19 protein-coding genes are annotated in these 22,992 nt (G+C 65.5%); 11 read left to right on the top strand and 8 right to left on the bottom strand.

What is annotated here, in order from left to right; translation table 11 throughout:
- Positions 1-2: 2 nt before the first annotated feature.
- Entirely contained in the window at positions 3-3,824 is a 3,822-nt protein-coding gene (locus B2527_RS00220) for a YhdP family protein (protein ID WP_293705372.1), read from the top strand.
- Between the two features lie 48 nt (positions 3,825-3,872).
- Positions 3,873-5,318 carry a metalloprotease TldD gene (gene tldD, locus B2527_RS00215; RefSeq protein WP_293705371.1) on the top strand — a complete coding sequence of 482 codons (1,446 nt, stop codon included), beginning with the start codon at positions 3,873-3,875 and terminating at the stop codon, positions 5,316-5,318.
- A 325-nt stretch (positions 5,319-5,643) separates the two neighbouring features.
- Here the strand turns inward: tldD and yjgA are convergent, their stop codons facing one another.
- The gene (gene yjgA / locus B2527_RS00210) at positions 5,644-6,240 is read right to left on the bottom strand and encodes a ribosome biogenesis factor YjgA (RefSeq protein ID WP_293705370.1); all 597 of its coding nucleotides are present in this window, start codon (positions 6,238-6,240) and stop codon (positions 5,644-5,646) included.
- A gap of 138 nt (positions 6,241-6,378) precedes the next feature.
- On the opposite strand from yjgA, the gene pmbA reads away from it, so the two are divergent.
- On the top strand, positions 6,379-7,746 hold the full coding sequence (gene pmbA / locus B2527_RS00205) for a metalloprotease PmbA (RefSeq protein WP_293705369.1): 1,368 nt from the start codon (positions 6,379-6,381) through the stop codon (positions 7,744-7,746).
- 108 nt (positions 7,747-7,854) lie between these two features.
- Positions 7,855-8,229 carry a DUF4870 domain-containing protein gene (locus B2527_RS00200; protein WP_293705368.1) on the top strand — a complete coding sequence of 125 codons (375 nt, stop codon included), beginning with the start codon at positions 7,855-7,857 and terminating at the stop codon, positions 8,227-8,229.
- A 125-nt stretch (positions 8,230-8,354) separates the two neighbouring features.
- Here the strand turns inward: B2527_RS00200 and B2527_RS00195 are convergent, their stop codons facing one another.
- The 5 genes from B2527_RS00195 to B2527_RS00175 form a co-directional block, all read right to left on the bottom strand.
- On the bottom strand, positions 8,355-9,233 hold the full coding sequence (locus B2527_RS00195; RefSeq protein WP_293705367.1) for a polyprenyl synthetase family protein: 879 nt from the start codon (positions 9,231-9,233) through the stop codon (positions 8,355-8,357).
- Entirely contained in the window at positions 9,223-9,483 is a 261-nt protein-coding gene (locus B2527_RS00190) for an exodeoxyribonuclease VII small subunit (RefSeq protein ID WP_293705366.1), read from the bottom strand. The genes B2527_RS00195 and B2527_RS00190 overlap by 11 nt, the downstream gene beginning before the upstream one ends.
- Before the next feature lie 31 nt (positions 9,484-9,514).
- Positions 9,515-10,813: a tRNA lysidine(34) synthetase TilS gene (gene tilS / locus B2527_RS00185; protein ID WP_293705365.1), complete on the bottom strand. Its 1,299-nt coding sequence runs from the start codon at positions 10,811-10,813 to the stop codon at positions 9,515-9,517.
- Positions 10,814-10,962: 149 nt separating this feature from the next.
- Positions 10,963-11,502 (bottom strand): WG repeat-containing protein, encoded by a 540-nt coding sequence (locus B2527_RS00180; protein ID WP_293705364.1) that lies wholly within the window; start codon positions 11,500-11,502, stop codon positions 10,963-10,965.
- Positions 11,499-13,199: an alkaline phosphatase gene (locus tag B2527_RS00175; RefSeq protein WP_293705363.1), complete on the bottom strand. Its 1,701-nt coding sequence runs from the start codon at positions 13,197-13,199 to the stop codon at positions 11,499-11,501. Before B2527_RS00175 ends, B2527_RS00180 begins: the two co-directional genes overlap by 4 nt.
- A 151-nt stretch (positions 13,200-13,350) precedes the next feature.
- On the opposite strand from B2527_RS00175, the gene B2527_RS00170 reads away from it, so the two are divergent.
- The 7 genes from B2527_RS00170 (at position 13,351) to B2527_RS00140 (ending at position 20,618) form a co-directional block, all read left to right on the top strand.
- Positions 13,351-14,673 (top strand): dicarboxylate/amino acid:cation symporter, encoded by a 1,323-nt coding sequence (locus B2527_RS00170; protein ID WP_293705362.1) that lies wholly within the window; start codon positions 13,351-13,353, stop codon positions 14,671-14,673.
- Between the two features lie 291 nt (positions 14,674-14,964).
- Positions 14,965-15,492, top strand: a complete 528-nt coding sequence (locus B2527_RS00165; protein ID WP_293705361.1) for a hypothetical protein — start codon at positions 14,965-14,967, stop codon at positions 15,490-15,492.
- Entirely contained in the window at positions 15,489-16,124 is a 636-nt protein-coding gene (locus B2527_RS00160; protein WP_414716942.1) for a hypothetical protein, read from the top strand. Before B2527_RS00165 ends, B2527_RS00160 begins: the two co-directional genes overlap by 4 nt.
- A gap of 48 nt (positions 16,125-16,172) precedes the next feature.
- Complete coding sequence (locus B2527_RS00155; RefSeq protein WP_293705360.1) at positions 16,173-17,612, top strand: adhesin; 1,440 nt, start codon at positions 16,173-16,175, stop codon at positions 17,610-17,612.
- A gap of 143 nt (positions 17,613-17,755) precedes the next feature.
- Positions 17,756-18,457, top strand: a complete 702-nt coding sequence (locus tag B2527_RS00150; protein WP_293705359.1) for a C39 family peptidase — start codon at positions 17,756-17,758, stop codon at positions 18,455-18,457.
- An 11-nt stretch (positions 18,458-18,468) separates the two neighbouring features.
- Positions 18,469-19,230: a hypothetical protein gene (locus tag B2527_RS00145; RefSeq protein ID WP_293705358.1), complete on the top strand. Its 762-nt coding sequence runs from the start codon at positions 18,469-18,471 to the stop codon at positions 19,228-19,230.
- Positions 19,231-19,280: 50 nt separating this feature from the next.
- A complete protein-coding gene (locus B2527_RS00140; protein WP_293705357.1) occupies positions 19,281-20,618 on the top strand; it encodes a transporter in 1,338 nt (445 codons plus the stop codon).
- A gap of 30 nt (positions 20,619-20,648) precedes the next feature.
- Here B2527_RS00140 and B2527_RS00135 read toward each other — a convergent pair whose 3' ends face one another.
- Both B2527_RS00135 and B2527_RS00130 read right to left on the bottom strand, forming a co-directional pair.
- Complete coding sequence (locus tag B2527_RS00135; RefSeq protein ID WP_293705356.1) at positions 20,649-21,983, bottom strand: sigma-54 interaction domain-containing protein; 1,335 nt, start codon at positions 21,981-21,983, stop codon at positions 20,649-20,651.
- A 189-nt stretch (positions 21,984-22,172) separates the two neighbouring features.
- On the bottom strand, positions 22,173-22,919 hold the full coding sequence (locus B2527_RS00130; RefSeq protein WP_293705355.1) for a C40 family peptidase: 747 nt from the start codon (positions 22,917-22,919) through the stop codon (positions 22,173-22,175).
- Between the last annotated feature and the right edge of the window lie 73 nt (positions 22,920-22,992).

Raw genomic sequence — 22,992 nt, 5'->3', positions numbered from 1 at the left:
TGATGACTCCGCTGTTGCGCCACCGCCTGCGCCGTGTACGTCGCTACGCATTGATTGCGTTGGCGATCATGCTGGTGGCCGTGGCCTTGCTGGTGGGCACCCTGAGCCAGTTGTTGCCGGCGGTGCAGTCGCATCCGGACAAGGTGGCGGCCTGGCTGAGCGAACGCGCCGGGCAACCGGTGGCGTTCGACCATCTGCAGGCGCGCTGGACCCGGCGTGGGCCGCTGCTGCAGCTCGATGGCCTGCGCATCGGCCAGGGCCAGGGCGTGCGTATCGGTCAGGCTGAAGTGCTGGTGGCGGTGTACTCGGGCCTGTTGCCGGGTGCGCCATTGACCGAGCTGCGCCTGCGCGGGCTTGCGCTGACCCTGCAGCGTGGTGAAGACGGCCGCTGGTCGGTGCAGGGCCTGCCCAGCACCACGACCGGCGGCGACCCGCTGGACAGCCTGCGGCGGCTGGGTGAACTGCAGGTCATTGGCGGCCAGTTGCAGGTGCAGGCGCCTTCGATTGGCCTGCAGACCCGCATACCGCGCATCGACCTGCGCCTGCGTGTGCAGGGTGAACGTCTGCGTGTCGGGGCCAAGGGATGGATCGATACCGCTGCGCCGCCGTTGACCGCCGTTGTCGATTTCGATCGCAGGCACGGTGATGGCCAAGCGTGGTTGTCAGCCGAGCCGGCCGATCTGCTGGCCTGGTCGCCGTTGCTGCGGGTGGCCGGGGTGCAGGCCAGCCAAGGGCAGGGGGAGCTGCATGCCTGGGTGCGCTTGCAGGACAAGCGGGTGGTGGCGGTCACCGCCGAGGGTGAGCTGGACAAGGTCGTATTGAGCGGTGCCGCGCTGGCCGGCAGCAAGACCATCGCGCAGGCGAGTTTTGACAAGCTGGAACTGCGCGCGCGTTGGAGCGCCATTGCCGGTGGCTGGCGGCTGGACGCGCCGCGGCTGCGCATCGCCGGCCCGCGCGGCGAGCAGGTGCTCGATGGCCTGCTGCTGGCCAACGGCGAGCACTTCGCGCTGCAGGGCAAGCAGGTCGATGTGGGCCCGTTGTTGCAGGTAGTGGCGCTCAGCGACGCGCTCGAGCCCAGCCTGCGCGGCTGGCTGTACAAGTCGCAGCCGTCGCTGCGGTTTGCCGATGTCAGCATCGCCGGCAGCCGTGACGGCCCGGTGCGCGCCAGCGGCGAACTGCTGGACGCCAGTTTTGCCGCCGTCGGTGGCAGCCCGGGTATCAGTGGTCTGCGTGGGCACTTCGAGGGGGATGCCGATGCGTTTTCGCTGGCACTGACCCCTGAACACCTGGTGCGCTTCGATTGGCCTACCGGGTTTGGCGTGCTGCACGAGCTGCACCTGTCCGGGCAACTGGTGGGCTGGCGCGAGGGTGCGGGTTGGCAGATAGGCACCCCGGCACTGCGGGTGCAGGGCAAGGACTATGCGGCCAACGTCCGTGGCGGCATGTGGTTCCAGGGCGATGGCACGCGCCCGTGGATCAACCTGGCCGCGGCGCTGGATGATGTGCCGATGACGGCAGCCAAGGGCTTCTGGGTGCGCTCGCACATGAGCCAGGCGGCAGTGGACTGGCTGGATGCGGCACTGGTCGATGGCCATCTGCGCAACGGTGTGGGCCTGGCGGTGGGCGATCTGGATGACTGGCCTTTCACGGGCCACAACGGGCGCTTTGAAGCTGGCGGCCATATTGACAATGGCAGCATCGGCTTCAACGCGCATTGGCCGGTGATGCGCCAGGTGGACGCCGATATCGACTTCATCGCCAATGGTTTCGAGCTCAAGGGGCGCGGCGAACTGGGGGGCGTCAAGGTCGCCAGCATGCAGGCAGGCATCGCTGATTTCGGCGAGTCCAAACTGCATGTGCAGGCCAGTACCGTTGATGACAGTGCCCATCTGCTGGCGATGCTGCGGCAGAGTCCGCTGCAGGCCAGCTATGGCGAAACCCTGGACAACCTCAGCGTTGCCGGCCCCGCTGCGGTCAACTTCGACCTGATGTTGCCGTTGCACCACGAAGACGGGGCAAGCCAGCTGCGCGGCGACGTGGAGCTGCGTGGTGCACATTTGGCCGACAAACGCTGGGACCTGCAGTTCGACAATGTACACGGCAAGGTGGTTTACAGCGACGATGGCTTCGACGCAGCGGCCCTGCAGGTGCGTCACCAGGACCGCGATGGCGTACTGGCCCTGCGTGCCGGTGGTTTCACCCAGCAGCCCGGCAATGCTTTCGAGGCCGAGCTGGGCGCGATGCTCGATGCCGGCAAGTTGCTGGATCGCGCACCGGAGCTGGATTGGCTCAAGCCCTATATCCATGGCAGCTCGCAATGGACGGTGGGGGTGACCCTTCCCAGGGAGGCGGCGGGAGTGAAGGCATCGGCGCCGACGATGTTGACCCTGCATTCGGACCTTCGCGGTACCCGCCTGCAGTTGCCGGCACCGTTGGACAAGCCGGCGGCCGATGGCCTGCCGACCACGGTGCAGGCGGCGTTGCCGATGGGCGCGGGCCGTATCGACGTGGCGTTCGGCAAACTGATGGCGTTGGCCGCACGCAGCAGCGCTGGCAGGACCGGCGTGCAGGTCACCATGGGCAGTGACAAGGTCACCCAGGAGCCCCCTGTCGACGGCCTGCTGGTCAACGGCCGCACGCCGTCGCTGGATGCACTGGAATGGATCGGCCTTGCCCGCGGTGGTGACAGCGGGGGCGAAGGTGGGCTGGCATTGAAGCAGATCGATGTACTGGCCGATGAGCTGCTGTTGATCGGTGGCCACTTCCCGCAGACGCGGCTGCAGTTGCGGCCCGGCGCCGATGCCATCGCGGTGCAGTTGGAGGGGCCGGCGCTGGCCGGCACCCTGCGCGTGCCCAATACCGATGGCGGCACGGTAACTGCCAGCCTGGATCGCCTGCATTGGCAGGCCGCCAAGGCGGCGACGGCGGAGTCGTCGGACACCCCGGCCACACCGATCAATCCGGCCAACATCCCGCCGCTGGCCCTGGATGTCGAAGACCTGGCCTTCGCCAGCGTGCGGCTGGGGCAGGCGCGGCTGCGTACCCAGCCGCTGGCCGACGGCCTGCAGGTACAGCAGTTGCAGGTGCGCGCACCCAGGCAGAGCATCGACGTACACGGCCAGTGGCGCGGCCTGGGCGATGCAGCCAGCACCCACATGACCGCCGATGTGAAGAGCGAGGACCTCGGTGACCTGCTGCAGCGCCTGGCCTATGGTGGCCAGGTACGTGGGGGCGAAGGCCAACTGCAGTTGCAGGCGGGTTGGGATGGCGGGCCGATGGCCTTCAAGCTGGCCAACCTGGAAGGTGGCCTGGACATGAAACTGCGCAATGGCCAACTGCTGGAAGTGGAGCCGGGCGCGGGCCGGGTATTGGGCCTGCTCAGTGTGGCGCAGCTGCCGCGCCGCCTGCTGTTCGATTTCCGCGACCTGTTCTCCAAGGGCCTGGCGTTCAACCAGGTGGAGGGCTCGGTGCGCTTCGCCGGTGGTTTGGCGAGCACTGACAAGATCGCCATCGAGGCACCTGCAGCGGACATCAGTATCCGTGGCCAGGCCGACATGCGCAGCCAGCAGTTTGACCAGACCATCGACGTGAACCCGCGTTCCGGCAATCTGCTTGCGGTGGTGGGCGCTGTGGCCGGTGGCCCGGTGGGCGCAGCGGTGGGCGCAGCCGCCAACGCGGTATTGAGCAAGCCGCTGGGCGAAATCGGCTCCAAAACCTATAAGGTGACTGGGCCCTGGAAGGAGCCCAAGGTGGAGGTGATTGACCGCGACACACCGCGCACGCCGCCACCTGCCGTCACCCCGGCCGCCGCCAACAGCCCCTGAACTGCCCGCTGGCTTGCCTCTGGCCGCCCAGCCCCCATCTGGAATGTCATGACCGACAACGCACTCACCCTTGCCGAGTCCCGCCTACTGCTGCCGGCCGGGCTGGACGCCAACCGCCTTGAACGCACCTTCGGCACCCTGCTGGGGCCGGGTATCGACTTTGGCGACCTGTATTTCCAGCATTCGCGGCGCGAAAGCTGGAGCGTGGAGGACGGTATCGTCAAGGACGGCGCCCATTCCATCGAGCAGGGCGTGGGCGTGCGCGCCATTGCCGGTGAAAAAACCGGTTTCGCCTATTCCGACGATATCCAGCCCGCTGCGCTGCTGGCTGCCGCGCAGTCGGCGCGTGCCATTTCCCGCGAGGGCGGGGCGCAGAACGTGCGCTCGCTGGTACGCGGCGGTGGCCGCGCGCTGTACCCGGCGCTGGACCCGGTGGACAGCCTGGGCAACGAAACCAAGGTGGAGGTCCTCAAGCGTGTGGACCGCTACCTGCGAGCGGCCGATCCGCGCGTGCAGCAGGTGATGGTGAGCCTGTCCGGTGGCGTCGATACCGTGCTGATCGCGCGCAGTGATGGCGTGCTGGCGGTCGATGTGCGGCCGCTGGTACGGCTGAACGTGCAGGTCATCGTCGAGCAGAACGGCCGCCGTGAATCCGGTTATGCCGGCGGTGGCGGCCGTTACAGCTATGAAGAGCTGTTCGCCGGCGAGCGCCCGGAAGCCTTTGCCCGCGAGGCCTTGCGGCAGGCACTGGTGAACCTGGAGGCGATTCCGGCCCCGGCCGGGGTGATGCCGGTGGTGCTGGGGCCGGGCTGGCCCGGCGTGCTGCTGCACGAAGCGGTGGGCCATGGCCTGGAAGGCGACTTCAACCGCAAGGGCACCAGCGTCTATACCGGCCGCATCGGTGAGCGGGTGGCCTCGCCAGGGGTGACGATTGTCGATGACGGCACCCTGGATGGCCGTCGTGGCTCGTTGAACATCGATGATGAAGGCACCCCGACCCAGTGCACCACGCTGATCGAGGACGGCATCCTGGTCGGCTATATGCAGGACACGCTCAACGCCCGCCTGATGGGGGTCAAGCCGACCGGCAATGGTCGCCGCGAGTCCTTCGCGCACATGACCATGCCGCGCATGACCAATACCTACATGCGTGCGGGCGGGCATGACCCGCAGGAAATGATCCGCTCGGTCAAGAAGGGCCTGTATGCGGTCAACTTCGGCGGCGGCCAGGTGGATATCACCAGCGGCAAGTATGTGTTCTCGGCGACCGAGGCCTACCTGATCGAGGACGGAAAAATCACCGCGCCGGTGAAGGGCGCGACCCTGATCGGCAATGGCCCGGAAACCATGCAGAAGGTGCGCATGATCGGCAACGATCTGGCCCTGGACGAGGGCGTGGGCATCTGCGGCAAGGACGGGCAGAGTGTGCCGGTAGGCGTCGGCCAGCCGTCGCTGCTGATTGATGGGCTGACGGTGGGTGGTACCCAGGCTTGAGGGGCTTTGAGCGCTGCCCTCAGCCGCCTCCCGCCTTGGCGGGGGCAGGTCCTTCGGGCACCTCGCTTCGCGCCCCGGCCCTGCGTAGCACGCAGGGCGTACGAACAGTTACAAGCCTTTGGCTGGCGAACGCCTGTTCTTGACCTTGTAAACGGGAGAAGGGAACGCGTGCATTGGGGGCTGGCCCGGACTTCGCTCAAACAGCACTGACCCAATGCCTTCTCCCGTATACGGGAGAAGGTGCCCGGAGAGCCTGCCCCCGCGAGGGCGGGGGCGGATGAGGGCACGTTTTTCGCCGAACCGGCGGAAAACCCCTCAGCCCGGATCAATCCTGCGCGTCGTCGCCTTCCTCGTCATCGGCGTCGTCGTCTTCACCGGCAACCTGTGCGGTGGCATTCAACACCGGTACCAGCATCAGCTCGCGCAGTACCTGGTAGATCTCGCGGAAGGCGCGCGGTGGCTTGTTCTTGGCCTTTTCGGCCAGGGCATTGCGCACCAGCGTACGCAGCGCCTGGCGGTCGGCCTGCGGGTATTCGTCCAGCAGCTCGCCCAGGGCGACGTCGCCCTCGGCCAGCAGGCGCTCACGCCAGCGCTCCATGCGGTGCATGATCGCCACCTCGCGGCGCGAGGTCTCGCTGTTGGCATCCAGGGCATCACGGATGGCCTCCAGCGTCTCGTCTTCCTCGCGGCGCATCTGCTTGGCCAGGAAGGCCAGCTGGCGCTTGCGGGCGCCGTGCGAGGTGATGCGCTTGGTGTACTCGATGTGCTCCAGCAGGCCTTCCGGGATAGGCAGGCGGGCCAGCTGGGCCGGGGTCAGTTCCACCAGCTTTTCACCCAATGCCAGTACTTCCAGCGCATCGCGCCGGTTCTGGCTGCGGCTTTCGCCCAAATATTCGCCGGTTTCTTGATCGCGTCCGCGCATCGTGCTGCTACCTACTAAACTTCATGACAGGAAAGCCGGGCAGTCGCCGGGCTTCACGAGGAATCCCTCCTCACACGCTGGCCCCAGCCAAGCTTGGCCGGCCAGCAGTGCAGGGGTTCGGCCAACAAGGATAAAGCATTGAACGCCATTACCACCCATACAGCCGGCAGCGACGACAGCCTGCAGCGGCTTGAGCAGCTCGCCGACATCTCCCAGCGGCTGCTGGAGAAGGCACGCGCCATGGGCGCCAGCCAGGCCGAGGTCAGCTGCAGCGAGGACCGCGGGCTGGATGTGAACGTGCGCCTGGGCGAGGTGGAGACGGTGGAATCCACCCATGACCGAGGTATTGCGGTCACCGTGTATTTCGGCCAGCGCAAGGGCAGCGCCAGCACTGCCGACCTGCAGGACGCCAGCCTGGACGCCACCGTCGCCCAGGCCTGCGCCATCGCCCGCCATACCGAGGACGATGCCGCCGCCGGCCTGGCCGATGCCGAGCTGATGGCCACGCAGTTTCCAGACCTGGACGGTTGGCACCCGTGGGAGCTGAGCGCCGAGCAGGCGCTGGACCTGGCACTGGCCTGCGAAGCGGCCGGGCGTGAAAGCGACGCACGCATCAGCAACTCCGACGGTGCGTCAGCAGCCACCGCGTGCAGCCTGTCGGTATATGCCAACTCGCATGGCTTCATTGGCCGCGACCGCAGCAGCCACCATTCCATCGGTTGTGCGCTGATCGCCGGGCAGGGCGACGGCATGCAGCGTGACGGCTGGTATACCAGCGCCATTGCCCGTGAGGACCTGGACAGCCCGCAGGCCGTGGGCCGTCTGGCAGCCGAGCGCACCCTGGCACGGCTGCAGCCGCGTTCGCTGCCTACCGGCCAGGTGCCGGTGTTGTTTGCCGCCGAAACCGCGCGTTCGTTGATCGGTCATCTGCTCAGCGCGGTATCCGGGGGTGCCCTGTACCGACGCGCCAGCTTCCTGCTGGACAGTGTGGGCACGCCGCTGTTCCCGGAATGGTTTGCCATCGACGAGCTGCCGCTGCTCAAGCGTGGCCTGCGTTCCAGTGCCTACGACGGCGAAGGTGTGGCTACCCGCAATTCGGCGCTGGTGGCCGATGGCGTGCTGCAGCGCTACGTGCTGGGCAGCTACTCGGCGCGCCGCCTGGGCTTGAAGACCACTGCCAATGCCGGTGGCGTCCACAACCTGCAGGTGCGCGCAAATGCCGGTGATCGCGCTTCCATGCTGTCAGGTATGGGCACCGGGCTGCTGGTCACCGAGCTGATGGGGCAGGGGGTCAATGGCGTTACCGGCGACTATTCCCGCGGTGCCGCTGGCTTCTGGGTGGAGAACGGTGAGATTGCCTATCCGGTGGACGGCATCACCATCGCAGGAAATCTGAAACAGATGTTCGCGGGGATCCAGGCAGTGGGCACGGATGTGGATCCGCGTTCGCATGTTTCGGTGGGTTCCATCCTGCTCGGATCAATGACAGTGGCAGGCAACGATTGACGTGGTCTTGGTAAACAGCGGACTATTCTTAGCGCAGCAGCTGTTTTGCGCTGATGGCAGGACGCTGCGAAGCTTTACTACGCCCACTACAAGGAACTTGGGGAAACAATGAGCGACTATCAGAACACCACGCCTCCGCCGCCGCCGGCCAATGCCCCGGCATCGGACGACAACACCATCGCCATGCTGGTGCACCTGTCGGGCATCATCCTGGGCTTCATCGTGCCGCTGATCATGTGGCTGGTGAACAAGGACAAGCCGGAAAAGGCCTTCCTGACCGAGAACTCCAAGGAAGCGCTGAACTTCCAGCTGACCCTGCTGGGTGTCTACATCATCGGCACCATCCTGACGATCATCCTGATCGGTGCGCTGATCAACTTTGCCGCGTGGATCGCCTGCATCGTGTTCAGCATCATTGCCGGCCTGGCCGCCAACAAGGGTGAGACCTACCGCTATCCGATGACCATCCGCCTGATCAAGTAATCAGCGCGCAGGTTGTCAACAAAAAGCCCGGGAATTCCCGGGCTTTTTTGTTGTCCACTGAAGCGGTGGTTGGAGGCATTGCTGCCGTGGCATCCCGCCAGATGCCACGCCTGCGGTAGGCAGGATCAATGCGAGCGTCGCACCGTCAGCTCGGCCAGGGCGGCCAGGGCAGCGGCGCGCTGGCCGAACGGCACCAGGGCCGCCTGCATCGACGTTGCCAGCTCGGCCAGCGTGGCCTTGGCGCCGTCCATGCCCAACAGCGAGGGGAAAGTGGACTTGTGCTGCGCCTGGTCCTTGCCGGCGGTCTTGCCCAGCTGCTCGGAGCTGGCTTCCACATCCAGGATGTCGTCGCGCACCTGGAAGGCCAGGCCGAGGGTATCGGCAAAGCTGTCCAGCTGCGCAAGCTGGGCATCGCTGGCGTCGCCGCACAGCGCACCCATGCGGACCGCCGCGCGGATCAACGCACCGGTCTTCAGCGCGTGCATGCGCTTGAGCTCGTCCAGGGCCTGCTGCTGGCCGGTGGCGTCGATGTCAAACGCCTGGCCGCCGCACATGCCGGCCGCGCCGGAGGCACCCGTCAGCGTCTGCACGCAGTTCAAGGCCAATGCCGGTGGCATCCAGGCGCCGGCCAGGATCTCGAAGGCCAGGGTCTGCAGGGCGTCACCGGCCAGGATCGCGGTGGCTTCGTCAAAGGCGATGTGGGTGGTCGGGCGGCCGCGACGCAGGTCGTCGTCATCCATCGCCGGCAGGTCGTCGTGCACCAGCGAATAGGCGTGGATGAACTCGACCGCTACCGCAGCCGCATCCAGGCGGGCTTCCTCGGCGCCAAACAGATAGCCGGTGGCGTAAACCAGCATCGGCCGCATGCGTTTGCCACCGCCCAGCGCCGCGTAGCGCATGGCCTGGTGCAGGCGCTGTGGGGCCAGCTCCGGGTCGGGCAGGGCATGCTGCAGCTGTTCTTCGGTACGTTGCAACCAACGGGTGAGCAGGGTTTCAGTCGTCATTGCTGGTGCTTTCAAACGGCTCGGACTTCTCCGGCTGGGCCGGATCACTGACCAGACGCACGCGCAGCTGGGCCTGCTCGAGCGCCTGCTGGCACTGGCGGTAAAGGCCAACGCCACGTTCGTATGCGGTCAGCGACTGTTCCAGACTCAGGTCGCCGGCTTCCATCTTCTCGACCAGTTGTTCCAGCTCCTCGAGCGACTGCTCGAACTGGCCCACCGGCGAGGCTTCATTGGGGGACTTCTTTGCCATGGCGCAAGTGTGAGCGGCCAGCGGGCAAGGGTCAATTCACCGGTGGTGGCGGTTGCCAATGCAGGCTGGCAGCGTGTGCCTGCAGCCACTGCTGCAGGGCGGCGGAGAGGATGCGGTCAGCGGCGGCAAGCACGCGCTCGCCGTCGCACAGCAGCGGCAGCTGCGGACGCAGCCACGGCGCGATGTCCGATTGCTGCAGGCAATGTTTGAGCTGGTGGTGATGGCTGCGCCCTGGCAACTGGATGCGTTCACCGCCCTGGCGCTGGCGTAGCTGTAGTGGCCGGTCGAAGCCGTCGGCACCTTGCAGCCACAGCCGCCCGCCATCGGGCAGGGTTACCGGCGCCTTGCCATCCCATGCGCGCTGCCAGCCAGGGGGCCAGGGCGTTGTCGGCGGCACTGCATGCAGTTGCCCGCGCCAGCGCACGATGCGCGCCTGTTGCCAGCGGAATTCGGCCTGCTGGTCGTGCCCGGCCGTCAGCAGTTGTTGCGCGATGGCCTGTACGCCGTTGCCGGGTAGTGGCGGTAGTTGCTGGTGTTGGGCCCAACGGCGCAGTACGCGTGCCTGCTGGGCGGGCGCAAGTTGCTTGAGTGCCAGCACCTGCAGCGCGCCGTCGGCACTGCTGCACTCGTGCAGCAGGGTGTCATCGGCATCGCCCAGCAGTCCTGCCGCCTGGGCCGCCAACCCTGCGCTGCGCGCCATCGCGGCACTGGCATGCGGCCAGCGCTGGCGCAGCAGTGGCAGCACCTGCAGGCGCAGGAAATTGCGATCAAAATCGGCGCTGTCGTTGCTGGGGTCGTCGATCCAGCGCAGTTGCTGCTGCGCTGCGTATTGTTCCAGGGCGACACGTGGCAGATGCAGCAGTGGGCGCCAGAGCATGCCGGGTTCGAACGCGCGCAGTTCCTGCATGGCCGCCAGCCCCTCGACACCGGCGCCTCGCAGCGCACGCAGCAGGAAGGTCTCGGCCTGGTCGTCCTGATGGTGGGCCAGGGCCAGCCATTCGCCTTGCCGCAGGTTGGCCTTGAAGGCGGCATGGCGGGCATCGCGCGCGGCCGCTTCCAGTCCGTGGCCAGCATCGCGGGCAACCTGGACAGGGACGATCTGCAGCGGGATGTTCCATTGCGCGCACACGGCGGCGCAGTGCTGTTGCCAGTGATCGGCAGCGCTTTGCAGGCCATGGTGCACATGGAGTGCGCGCACGCTGCCCTGTTGGCGGCCGGGGGCATTGGCAAGCAGGTGCAGCAGCACGCTGGAGTCCAGCCCACCGCTGAAGCCCACCATCACCGGGTGATCGGTTGCGGCTTGCAGCAGGGTTGGGGAAAGCGCGGTCATGGCCGCGCCGAGTATCGGGGGCGAGGGGCAATGCTGCAATTGCCGGTTCGCGATCAGTGCGAGCGGTGTAAGCCGCGAAGCCGGCGCATCTTCGGATAGATGGCGGGCTGGGCGCTGTGTTGTTGTCAGCCTCGCGGCTTACGCCGCCCTTACGGGGTTGGCTTGGGTAGGCGGTTGCCCTGGCGATCGATGCGGTAATGCTTGCCGCCGACGATCGAGGTATGCCCATCGGCATCGGGCTTGCCGGGGCGGCAACCCTGGCAGACCTCGGCGACGCCGTCCTGGAACGGCCAGCCCCAGTCGAAACGGGAGGCGAATGCCGGCTGCAGTTGCGTGTCGTAGTAGCCGATCTGGCCGTCGACACGGGCGCGGGTCAGGCCCTGTTCGAAGTAGTCCGGGCCGTTGTCATAGGTGATCACCGCCAACTGGCGGCCATCGGCACGCAGGTAGTAATGCTGTTTGCCGGCCAGCAGGGCGGCCAGCCCATCGGCGTCGTAGTGCAGGCTGGCGAGTGCGCTGGCGGAAATCTCCAGCCTGCCGGCATCGTCCTGTTGGCAGCCCCGCAGTACCTCGAATACCGAGGTGTCCAGCCGGTAACACGGCTCGGCGGCGTAGCCCACTGCCGGCAGCAGGCCCAATGACAGCAGGGCTGTCACTGGGCCGCGGGCAAGCTGCCGTGCTCGGCTCACTGCGCCCTGCGCTCGAACTTGACCGGTTGCGGCAGTTCGACCGGTACGCCGTGTGCATCGCAGGTGCCCAGCGCACACAGGCGCTCACGCAGGCGCGGGGTGGACTGCACGATCAGGTGGTAGATGGTGTTCTGTTCCATCGTGCCACGCACTGCCTTGCTGCCCGGGCCGCGTGCCCAGATGCCGACGTCTTCGCCGCCATGCGATTCGCTCTTGGACGGCACCAGCGCCTCCTGCATGTAGTCCGGGTGCTCGGTGTCGACATGGGTCAGGTCGGGACGGCCGTTGGCGGCCTCGAAGCTGCTCGGCGCGTGCGGGAAGCGCTTCGGGCCGGCTGGCTGCTGGTTGCTGGCGCCGGTATAGCCCGGGCCATTGGCGTAGCTCAGGGTGGTGTAGGGCATGCCCATGCCATCGCGGGCCAGGTCCAGTGCGCCCATGCCGTCTTCGCCACCCTTGTCCTTGACCTTGCCGAGGATGGCATTGCCGCGCGCCGGGTAGCCGACGAAGTTGAGGGTGTGCGAGTGGTCGGCGGTGACGATGATCAAGGTGTCTTCGGCCGAGGTCGCGTCCACGGCGGCCTTGACCGCATCCGACATGGCGATGGTGTCGCCCAGTGCGCGGGCCGCATTGCCGCTGTGGTTGGCATGGTCGATGCGGGCGCCTTCGACCATCAGCACAAAGCCTTCCTGGTGCTTGGACAGGTTGGCGATGGCGGCGCGGGTCAGCTCGGCCAGCGACGGCTCGCCAGCCGGGTCCTTGGCACGGTCCTGCTCGTACTGCATGTGGTCCGGTTCGAACAGGCCGAGCAGGGCCGGGGCGTTGGCGGCGGCCTTGAGCTGGTCGGCGTTCCAGACATAGGCGCCCTGCGGGTGCTTGGCCTGCCACTCTGCGACCAGGTTGCGGCCATCCAGGCGCAGGCCAACCTTGTCGGCGTACTCGGGGTCCTGCTCGTTGATGGTGGTGAACTGGCCGCGGCCGCCGCCCAGCGCGACCAACGGGCCTTGGCCGTAACGCGAGGTGGAGATCAGCTGCTGGGCGATGTCCACGCAGCCGGCGGCCTTGGCGGCTTCCGGCAGGTCGGTGTCGTTCTCCCAGTTGCGCTCGGGCGAGTGTGCGTAGGTTGCCGCCGGGGTGGCATGGGTCAGGCGCGCGGTGGAGACGATGCCGGTGGCCATCCCGGCGCTGTCGGCCAGCTGCAGCCAGGTCAGCAGGCCCTTGGGCAGGCTGTCGGCACAGTTGCTGCGGCTGCCGGCGCTGACCCCGATTGCGCCCATGTGGCTCTTCACGCCGGTGGTGATGGCGGTCATGGTGCCGGCCGAGTCGGGGGTCTGCGAGTCGGTGTTATAGGTCTTGCTGAACGCAGTGGCCGGGAAGCGCTCCCAGGACAGCAGGTTCTCTTCACCCGGCTGGCCCTTGCGCTGGCCTTCCAGGATGCGCGCGGCGGCCACGGTGGTCAGGCTCATGCCATCGCCCAGGAACAGGATCACGTTCTTGGCCTTGCCGGCCATGGCGCCATTGCCGGCGGCACGGGCGGCGCCATCGCGGTACCACCACTGCGGGGTTTCACCGTCCGGACGGGTGATCTGGGGGACGTCAACGCTGACCGCGTTGGCCGGGCCGGACTGGGTGCCGGTGCTGGCACAGGCGCCCAGCAACAGGGTGGACAGGGCGGCGGACAGGAAACTGGCTTTGTGCATCGTGGTTGTTACCGCTGGATGAAGGCAGGCCGCCATTATGGTCAAGCGTGGAAGGCATGCATATGACACGCAGCTTTTCTGTGTGGGCATCGTGCTGGCGGGGGCCTTGCGTTATCGTGGCAACCTTCGATTTGTTCTCCGGATTGACGATATGAATGTGGTTTCTGCCTGGCTGCGGATCCCCTTCTGGCAGCGGGTGGTCGGCGGCTTCGTGCTCGGCGCGCTGGCCGGCTGGGCGCTGGGACCGGCGGCTGAGACCTTCTTTGGCCCGCTGGGCGAGCTCTACGTCACCCTGATCAAGATGATCGCGGTGCCGCTGGTGTTCTTCGCGGTGATCAACGCCATCGGCTCGCTGCATGGGCAGAAGTCGGTGGCAGCGCTCAGTGGCCGCACCTTCCTGTGGTTCGTCATCACTGCCGCATTCGCGGTGGGCATCGGTCTGCTGGTGGGTACGGTGATGCAACCCGGTACCGGTGGCCTGAAGTTGGCGGTGGATTCGACCTACACGCCGCGCGATGTGCCTTCCATCGCCAAGGTGCTGATGGATGTGGTGCCGTCCAATGTGTTCTACGCGCTGGCCGGTATCGGCACCAAGGCCAATGCGGCCGGTGAGCAGGTGCTGGCGGCCGGACGTGGCTCGATCCTGCCGGTGATCTTCTTTGCCGGCCTGCTTGGCTTTGCGATGGTCAAGCTGGGCGAGAAGGTCAACGAGGCGCGCAAGCTGGTCGGGCAGATGAGCGAGATCATGATCCAGGTCACCCGCTTCGTGCTGGAGATGACCCCGCTGGGTACCTTCGGCCTGATCGCCGGCCTGGTCGGCAGCTACGGGTTCGACAAGCTGCTGCCGCTGGGCAACTTCGTGCTGGCGCTGTACGTGGCCTGTGCGCTGCACATCGTCATCGTCTACAGCGGCCTGTTGCTGGCCCATGGCCTGAACCCGTGGAAGTTCTTCCGTGGTGCGGCGCCGGGCATGCAGGTGGCGTTCGTGGCCTCGTCGAGTTTCGCGGCGATGCCGGTGGCGATGCGTTCGATCAGCGACAACCTCGGCGTCAACAAGGACTACGCCTCGTTCGCGGTGCCGCTGGGCGCCAGCATCAAGATGGACGGTTGCGGTGCGATCTACCCGGCGCTGTGCGCGGTGTTCATCGCCCAATACACCGGCGTGCCGTTGACGCCGGAACAGTACGTGATCGTGTTGATCGCTTCGGTGCTGGGCAGCTTCGGCACGGCGGGCGTGCCGGGCACGGCCGTGGTGATGGCCACGGTGGTGCTGAGCGCCGCCAACCTGCCGCTGGAGGCAATCGGCTACCTGTACGCCATCGACCGCATCCTCGACATGATGCGCACCATGACCAATGTCACCGGGCAGATGGTGGTGCCGGTGATCGTGGCCAAGGAGACCGGCCTGCTTGACCAGCAGGTCTACGACGCAGCCGGTACACCGGCCATGGGAGGCGGTGACCGATTGGGCTGAGTGCCCTGGTCGCGACGTTGAAAGGCCGGCTCAAGCCGGCCTTTTTCTTGCCTGTAGCAGGCTGTAACAGGCCCCTGTATCACCCCTGCTACACCCGGCGAAGATGCAGCCCGGATGCGCCGTGTCGCAGGCGTATGGCGAAGCGGTAATGGCAGGGGCTACGTGTTCAGTTGTTACATGGATACAACTGGCTCATCTTGGGTTTATTGCTATCTATTTGTTTTTACGTGAAAAATATAGCTGGCACGGTTGCTGCTCCTGTATCACGCGTTGGCACGAGTGGACGGAGCAATGGACAGCTGGACTCTTCATCGGATCTACGCCCTGGCGGGGCTGCTGATTACCTGCACACTGGCTGGCCAGGTGCAGGCTTCGGGGGCGCGGCAGGGGGTAAAACCCCAGCCGGGTGAAATCGTTCTGCTGCGCGATGTCTCCGCGCGGCCGGCCTATCGGATGCAACCGCCAGGCATGGCCTTGATTGCCGACCCTTCGCCGCGCAAGGAACTCGGTGCCGCCCTTGGGGTTGGCATGGATGAGCTGAGTGACGACGACTACGCCGGCATGGATTCCGGTCTGGGCGGGCTGGCCGGTTCCGGCCACGGCCAGACCACCGTGGAACGGGTTACCCAAGGTGTCGTGGGCGGCACCATGGGGCGGGTGACCGGGGATGGTGGTGCACTGTCAGGCGCACAACTCTCTCGCGCCATAGGTGGCCCGATGGGCGCGGTGGGTGGGGCCACACGGGGTATCGGTGACCAGGTGCGCGGTGCGCTGGCCCAGTTCCCGTTGTCGCAGCCAGCCGGGGCAGGTGGCAAATGAGCCGCTTCCAAGCCGCCGCCGGCCTGTTGCTGTCGTCTGGTCTTTGCATGTTCGCCGCGCATGCGCAGTCGGCTGCTGAAGGCTATGCCGGAATGCTGTCCTACCTGTCGGCCGACAGCCGCTTGGATGGCGGTGCATTGGCGGGCAGCAATGGCTCGATCAAGCTCAACCAGGCTGCCGGTGACATGAACCTGCAGGCCAATCTGCACAGCATGGCCAGTGGCAGCGGGGCCAGCGCGCAGGTAAGCGCCGCACAACGGCAGCAAGGCGACCTCTTCAATATCCCGACCCTGGCCACGGCCACGATCGGCGGCAATGCGCTGGCCGGTGCCAGCGGCATCGCATCAATCAATCAGGCCAGTGGTGGCGGCAACACGGAGCTGAACTCCGTTACCGCGGCATTGGCCGCACAGGGCATACGCGAGGCAAACGACGAGGCCATGGCTTCGGCGGCAGCGCTTGCGTCGGCGGGGGAGCAGCCTGCCATCAGTGGTCCACGCGGCACACGACGAGTGGGCGTGGAAGCATCCGCATTGCGCGGTTTCGATGGCGTGCTGCAACTCAATCAAATCGCGGGATCAGGCAATGCAACGGAGAACAGGTTGAGCATCTCCGTACAGGGCAACCCGTGACAACTGTTCCATCCACCCGATGCACCAGCAGACTGAATGAGGGGCACCATGAAAGCGATCAAATGGACTGTACTCGCCATGGCGGTTTCCGCGCTGACCCTCAGCGCGGCGGCCAATGCGGCGGATAACCAGAACAAGAGTGCGAACATCGATCACCAGCACAACGTGAACGAGACGCGCACCAATACCAATACCAACACGAACACCAATACGACGACCAACACCAACACCAACGTCAACACCAATATCGATACCGATGTTGACCTGAAGTTGGATGCAGCGGCCACGTTGCGCTACAGCGATACGCGCAGCAACACCGAGACGACCCGCAGCTCGTCCAACGAGGTGTATGAAAACATCCAGAAGACCTCGAATGTCAGCTCGGATGAGCGCAAGGAAAAGAACAATCACGCTGTCGACGTGAGCTTCAAGAAGGCGATGAACCTGTCTTCGGACGTCAACTTCTCCGGCGACCCGACCATCACCGGCAACATCGACCTGGACTCGGCGGCGATTGCCATTATCGACAACCGCCAGTCCGTTTCGGGTAATACCGCCCACAACGGTCTGCTCAGCAACGATGCATCGATCGCTGATGACGTCGGTTCCAATGCATCGGGCAACCTGGGCTTCAACGTGGCAGCCGGTGACAACAACGCCCAGGACAATGCCGCGGCACTGTCGGCGGCGGATGCATCCTTCAGCTTCGGCATGGCCGATGCGGAAGTGTTCGTCAACCAGAGCGGCATGAACAACACCACGATGAACCACGGCGTGACCAACGCTGCCGCCATCGGTGGCAACGCGTTCTCCGGTGCGTCAGGCAATATCGGTGTCAACGTTACCTCGGGCAACAACAACGAGCAGAAGAACGCGTTGGCGGCCTCGGTGGCGACCAGTGCCTATGCCACCTCGAGCATCAGCTCCAACCAGGTGTCTTCAGGCAACAAGGTCAGCAACAACGGCTACTACGACCGCATGGTCAGCAGCATCAACGTGAACCTGGGCGGCAAGGTGACTGGCACGACGCAGGGTAGCGGCACGGGCCAGTACGCGGGTACCGGCAACTCCTACCAGAAGACCAACTTCTATCCGGACAACTGGACCGGCAACACACATACCGGTGGCAACCAGACCGGCCACACCGACTGGGACAACCAGACCCAGGGGGCGGTGGCCAACCCCAACCGTCCGGGCGTGGGTGGCATGGCATGGGATACCGACGAGAAGGGCAACCTGAGCTTCTCGGAAATGGGTACTGCCGATCTGACCGCCAGCCTGAGCGGCACCGTGGTCAGTGTGGACTGGATCGCGGTTGATGCGACCAATACCGCCAGCCTGTCGGGCAGTGCGTTCTCCAACGCCTCCGGCAACATCGGTGTCAACGTGTCCTCGGGCACCGGCAACCTGCAGGCCAACAGCCTGGCATTGGCGGTTGCGCAGCCGTCCACCGGCGGTGGTGGTGGCGGTGGTGAGCCCACTCCGTAAGGCAGTTGTTGCTGCCTGAGGAAGCAACATCGTGCTGAGCAAGACCCGGCCATCCGCCAATGGCCGGGTGTTCCGGGAGTCCCGGTTCCCCTCCCCCGTGGAGCCGGGGCTCCCACCTGCGGATTCACCGGAGTACGCGCCCAATGCTATGCCGCCTGCTACTGATCACCTGTGTACTCGCATTGCTGCCGGTCAAGGCAACGGCCGGTGACGTGGCATTCAGCAGCGTGCTGCCCAATGGCGCGTTGTACAGCGGGCAGGTGGAGAGCATCAAGGAACGTCGTTTCCGCAACCTGGTGCGGCAGCAGACCGACTACAGCTGTGGCGCGGCCGCATTGGCCACCATTCTCAAGCACGCCTATCACCTGAACACCGACGAGGCGACGGTGATTGAAGGAATGATGGGCGTCGCCGATCCCGAGCTGGTCCGCCAGCGCGGTTTCTCGCTGTTGGACATCAAACGCTACGTCGAGTCGCTGGGCATGCGCGGGCGCGGCTACCGCATTGACGAGGACAGATTGAAGGGCCTGCGCGTGCCGGGGCTGGTGCTGATGGATGTGCGCGGTTTCCGTCACTTCGTGGTGCTCAAGCAGGTGCGTGACGGCCGGGTTGAGCTGGGTGATCCCATCCTCGGCAATCGCGTGATCCCGTTGCGTGATTTCCTCGATGCCTGGCCCTCGCGCGCGGTATTCGTGGTGATAGGCAGCGACTTCGACCGCAACACCGTGCTGCTGCAACCCAGTGAACAAATCAGCGCTCGCGCCCTGGCAGCACGCCAGGGCAACGGGCCCATTACAGATGCGGAGCTGGTCGACTTCGGCTTCACCCATGCCGACCTGTTCTGAAGGAGTCAGCAATGAACTACGTCCCCCCCGCAGTATTGGCCATGGCAATGGCGCTTGCGCTGCCCGCCCATGCTGAAGACGCCGCAACGTCACCGGGCAATGGCCTGCACGAGATCCCTGACGAAGAGCTGGGTCAGATGCGGGGTCGTTACACCGTGGGTGGCAATGAAGTGGCCTGGTTCGGCGTGACCATGATTTCCACCTGGCAGGCGGCCAATGGCCAGAGCCTGCAGGGTGCGCTGCAGATTGGCATGGATTTCCGCAACGGCGGCTCACCCAAGGTGAGTTTTACCCCCAGCGTCACCGTAACCGCCGCCAATGCGCCGCTGCCCGATGTCAGTGGGCGCAGCATCAATGGCGCGGGCCTGGACAATGTGGCCGGGCTCAGCCAGAGCGTGCAGATCGCAGGTGATGGCAATCGCGCCAGCAACGTGCTGCAACTGAATGTCCGCAATGATGGCGTGGTGCCATCGCAGGGCGGGGTGGCCGGCAACAGCAGTGCGCAGCAGGGGGCAGCCAGTGCGGTCGCAAGCTTCGACGGCAGCTCGGCGCGGTTGCAACTGCAGGTCCAAGGCCAGGGTGCGGTGCAGCAGTGGCTGCGCAATGGCGCCATGGGGCAGAGCATCCAACTGCTGGGCGACGGCCAGGTGGCGCAGAACCTGGTGCAGATCGACCTGGTGAAGCAGTCGCTGGTCGGCAACCTGCCGTTGTCGCAGAACGTGGCACAGGCCATCACGCTCAATCGGGGGATTGGCGGGATTGGCTGGCAATGAGGCCGGGCCGGTCAGTGCCGGTGGTGAACATCATGCAGAGGATCGAGACAATGAACAGACTGGCGATGGCGGCGCTGGTGGGGCTGGCTGTGGTTTCGCCTGCGGTTGCGGCACAGGACGCGGCGGGCGGCACGCCCAGCGATGAAGACGTAAAGGCGTTGGTGGCGCAGTTGGAGGCATTGAAGGCCAGCTATGCGCAGGAAGTCAGGCGCCTGCGCGAGCTGGACATGCAGGTGCAGGCAATCCAGGCACGGGTCAGTGGCAAGACGGCGCAGCCCTTGCCAGCGACAGCACAGGCACAGGCACAGGCGGCAGCGGCAAATGCCGCAGCGGAAGTGCCCGCACCACCGGCGCAACAAACGGCGGCTTCTGGTGGTGAAGGTTATGCCAGCTCCGCAGCCGAGGCCCAGCAGGCCAAGGAGGCCGTCCGGCGCAGCGTGGATGATGCCAAACAGCAGCAATCGGCCTTGTTCAATCGCCGTTTGACGTTGGAAAACAGCCTCACCTACGCGCGCTACGACCGCAAGCAACTCACCCTCAACGGCTTCCTGGCGCTGGATGCGATCTTCCTGGGCAACATCGCCATCGAGAACGTCGAATCCGATTCGCTGACTTACAACTTTGCCGCGCGCTGGGGCGTCAATCCACGGTTGACCCTGAATCTGGACGTACCTTACATCGCGCGCAAGACGATCTACCAGAAAGGCGGCGCCGGTGGTTCGGCGGCAGCCATCGCACAGGAAGAAACCAACGGTACCGGCATTGGCGATGTCACCGTCAGTGCCAACTACAAGTTGTTCGGCGAACGCGGCTGGCGCCCGGAGACGGTGTTGACCGGTGGCATCACCGCGCCAACCGGGCGCGAGCCCTATGGCATGGATTGGAAGATCATCGAGCGCGACGATGATGATTTCATCCGTTTCGCGGTGCCCGCGGAACAGCCCACCGGCAACGGGGTATGGCAGGCCAACGTTGGCTTGTCGGCGGTCAAGACTGCAGACCCGGCCATCCTGTTCGCCAATGTCGGCTACATCCATTCCTTCGCGCGCAGCTTTGACGACCTTGATTCCAATCCCGATACGGTCAATCCGGGGGACGTCAGGTTGGGCAAGTCGTTCTACTTTGGCGCAGGCATTGCCTTTGCCTTCAACGAACGCACCAGCCTGAGCATTTCCTTCAGCGACAAACTCAGCGCGCGCGCTTCCACCCGCTACAAGGGGGGGAAGTGGGTGAAGATGATCGGCAGTGATGCCAACGCGGGCACCTTGAACCTGGGGGTTACCTACGCGCTGACATCCAAGGCGACCTTCGTCAGCATGCTGGGCGTCGGGCTTACTCCTGATGCGCCAGACTTCAGCCTGGCGTTCAAGGTGCCGTACATGCTGTGACGTGCAGCAGCACGCTGGTATGCAATGGCTTCAGCGCAGGCTGTCCAGGGTCAGCTGGTGCTTGCGGCAAAGCCGGTAGATGGTCACCCGTGATACCCGCATCAGTCGGGCACAGGCGCTGACGTTGAATTGGCTCTGCTGCAGGCAGGACAGCAGGGTTTCGCGCTCGGCGTGGATGCGTGCGCTGTCCAGCTGGCTACCCTCCAGGGCTGTGCCGGCGGGGCTCAGCTCAAGATCGGCGCAGCTGATCAGCTCGCCTTCGGCTGTGATGGCAGCGCGTTGCACCCGGTTGAGCAGTTCGCGCACGTTGCCGGGCCAGTTGAAGCGTTCCATGGCCTGCCTGGCGGCACTGCTGTAGCCGCGTGCGCGGATCTGGTGGTGCCCGCGGAAACTGCGCAGGAAGTGATGTGCCAGCAGATCGACATCACCACCGCGCTTGCGCAGTGGCGGCATCGACAGGCGCAGCACGTTGAGGCGGTAATACAGGTCGCGACGGAAGCGGCCTTGTTCCACCGCCTGTTCCAGGTCCACGTGGGTGGCCGCCAGGATGCGCACGTTCACCCGCAATGCCTGGTTGCTGCCCACGCGTTCGATGGTGCCTTCCTGCAGTACCCGCAGCAGGCTGGTCTGTGCATCCAGCGGCAGGTCGCCCACTTCATCGAGAAAGACCGTGCCGGTGTGTGCGGTTTCAAACAGGCCCTGGCGGCGGCTGGTGGCACCGGTGAAAGCCCCACGCTCGTGGCCAAACAGCTCCGATTGCACAAGGGTGGAAGGAATCGCGCCGCAGTTGATGGCCTGGAAGGGCCTGTCCGCGCGGGTCGAAAGCTGGTGCAGGGCGTGCGCGGCAACCTCCTTGCCGGTGCCGGTCTCGCCGGTGATCAACACCGGCAGGTCCACCGGGGCGTACTTGCGCAGCGTCGCGCGCATGTTCAGCATCACGTCGCTTTGCCCCAGCAGGGTCTGCAGCACCTCGCTGGCGGCCGGTGAAGGGACGGCATCCAGCGCCTGCAGCTCGCGTAGCAGGCCGTTGAGGTCAGGTGGGTGCGGGAACTGTTGGCGGCAGGCGGCCAGCAGAGGATGGCAGGGCAGGGGGGCGGTCGAGATCGCCGGGGTGATGGCAAACAGCGGCATATGCTGGTGCTCGGCGGTGAACCTGCCGATACGCTCCAGTTCGCTCTCCGAACTGGTGCGGAAGTCGATCAGGCCAACCACCGTGTCGCCGCCGCGCATGCCAATGTCGGCGGACTGCTGGGGCAACACCGCGCGTATCTGCCAGCCATCCGCAGCCAGCATCACTTTCTCTCTTTCCCCCGGTTTTCCAAACCAGATCACACATCGTCGGCTTGACTCGGATACGGCTGCCATGCTGGTCACCTCTCCATCCGGCGCCACCATATACCCCCCGTTCGGAAAGGTGCAATCGCGATAAGCTCCTGAATTGGCGGCTCAAGTCATTGCCGCCAATTAACATTTGTGCAATCCGCGTAAGTTCCGGGAATGAAAAAGGCCGCGATCAGTGATCGCGGCCTTTCAGCTTGCGGGGTGGCTCAGCGCTTACAGCGCCATGCGCCGTGCCTGCATGAACTTGTCGCCCCAGTACCCGGTAAGCAGGGTATCGGTGCGGACATCCTTGCCGGTGCTGGGTGCGTGCAGGAAGCGACCCTCACCGACATAGATGCCGACATGGTCAACGCGGCCGCGGCGGCCAAAGAACACCAGGTCGCCAGCGGCAAGCGCCGAGCGGTCACGGATCAGTTCGGCGTTGGCCTGGTTGGCCATCTCTCGCGAGACACGCGGCAGTTCCACGCCCAGCGCGGTACGGAAGACGTAACCCACCAGGCCGCTGCAGTCGAAGCCTGCATCCGGCGAACTGCCACCCCAGCGGTACGGGGTGCCCAGCAGGGTCATCGCACGGCGCAGGATGGACTGCACCTTGCCATCGGAATCATTGGCCAGTGCCGCCTCGGTGGCAGCAGACACGCCCTTGGAGGCGTCATATGCGGAAATCAGGCGGCCCAGGTCGCCGGCAAACATCGCCGAGCGGTCCATCAGTGGAATGGTGTCGCTTGCGGCCAGGTGCGGCAGCAGGGCGGCCAGCGTGGCGGTTGCGGCGGCGTCGGTCTTGCTGCGTGTCGGTTCGACCTTGGCAACGGCCTGACGGGCGGCGGGTTCGGCGTCGGCTGCGCTCTGGGCAAAGGCCGGCAGACTGGCAACAGCTAGTGCAGCGGCGCACAGGAGACGACGGAACGGCAGGTTGTTGAGCTTGGGCTGGCCCGGTTGGGACGTGTTTTCAGTCGTCACGCGGCAGTCACGAAAAAATTCGATGGGCGATCATGCCTTGTGAAACGTGTGAGTAGGTACAAATTTCGTTAAA

The sequence above is a fragment of the Stenotrophomonas sp. UBA7606 genome, from assembly GCF_002477705.1.
Lineage (GTDB): Bacteria > Pseudomonadota > Gammaproteobacteria > Xanthomonadales > Xanthomonadaceae > Stenotrophomonas.
The sequence above is the reverse complement of the archived record's forward strand: the minus strand, read 5'-3'. Positions and strand labels throughout refer to the sequence as shown.

Bases quoted from the DNA above. Each gene is read 5' to 3' on its own strand.
- B2527_RS00220 (WP_293705372.1), top strand. From the start codon at position 3: ATGACTCCGCTGTTGCGCCACCGCCTGCGCCGTGTACGTCGCTACGCA.
- tldD (WP_293705371.1), top strand. From the start codon at position 3,873: ATGACCGACAACGCACTCACCCTTGCCGAGTCCCGCCTACTGCTGCCG.
- yjgA (WP_293705370.1), bottom strand. From the start codon at position 6,240: ATGCGCGGACGCGATCAAGAAACCGGCGAATATTTGGGCGAAAGCCGC.
- B2527_RS00200 (WP_293705368.1), top strand. From the start codon at position 7,855: ATGAGCGACTATCAGAACACCACGCCTCCGCCGCCGCCGGCCAATGCC.
- B2527_RS00195 (WP_293705367.1), bottom strand. From the start codon at position 9,233: ATGACGACTGAAACCCTGCTCACCCGTTGGTTGCAACGTACCGAAGAA.
- B2527_RS00190 (WP_293705366.1), bottom strand. From the start codon at position 9,483: ATGGCAAAGAAGTCCCCCAATGAAGCCTCGCCGGTGGGCCAGTTCGAG.
- tilS (WP_293705365.1), bottom strand. From the start codon at position 10,813: ATGACCGCGCTTTCCCCAACCCTGCTGCAAGCCGCAACCGATCACCCG.
- B2527_RS00175 (WP_293705363.1), bottom strand. From the start codon at position 13,199: ATGCACAAAGCCAGTTTCCTGTCCGCCGCCCTGTCCACCCTGTTGCTG.
- B2527_RS00170 (WP_293705362.1), top strand. From the start codon at position 13,351: ATGAATGTGGTTTCTGCCTGGCTGCGGATCCCCTTCTGGCAGCGGGTG.
- B2527_RS00165 (WP_293705361.1), top strand. From the start codon at position 14,965: ATGGACAGCTGGACTCTTCATCGGATCTACGCCCTGGCGGGGCTGCTG.
- B2527_RS00160 (WP_414716942.1), top strand. From the start codon at position 15,489: ATGAGCCGCTTCCAAGCCGCCGCCGGCCTGTTGCTGTCGTCTGGTCTT.
- B2527_RS00155 (WP_293705360.1), top strand. From the start codon at position 16,173: ATGAAAGCGATCAAATGGACTGTACTCGCCATGGCGGTTTCCGCGCTG.
- B2527_RS00150 (WP_293705359.1), top strand. From the start codon at position 17,756: ATGCTATGCCGCCTGCTACTGATCACCTGTGTACTCGCATTGCTGCCG.
- B2527_RS00145 (WP_293705358.1), top strand. From the start codon at position 18,469: ATGAACTACGTCCCCCCCGCAGTATTGGCCATGGCAATGGCGCTTGCG.
- B2527_RS00140 (WP_293705357.1), top strand. From the start codon at position 19,281: ATGAACAGACTGGCGATGGCGGCGCTGGTGGGGCTGGCTGTGGTTTCG.
- B2527_RS00135 (WP_293705356.1), bottom strand. From the start codon at position 21,983: ATGGCAGCCGTATCCGAGTCAAGCCGACGATGTGTGATCTGGTTTGGA.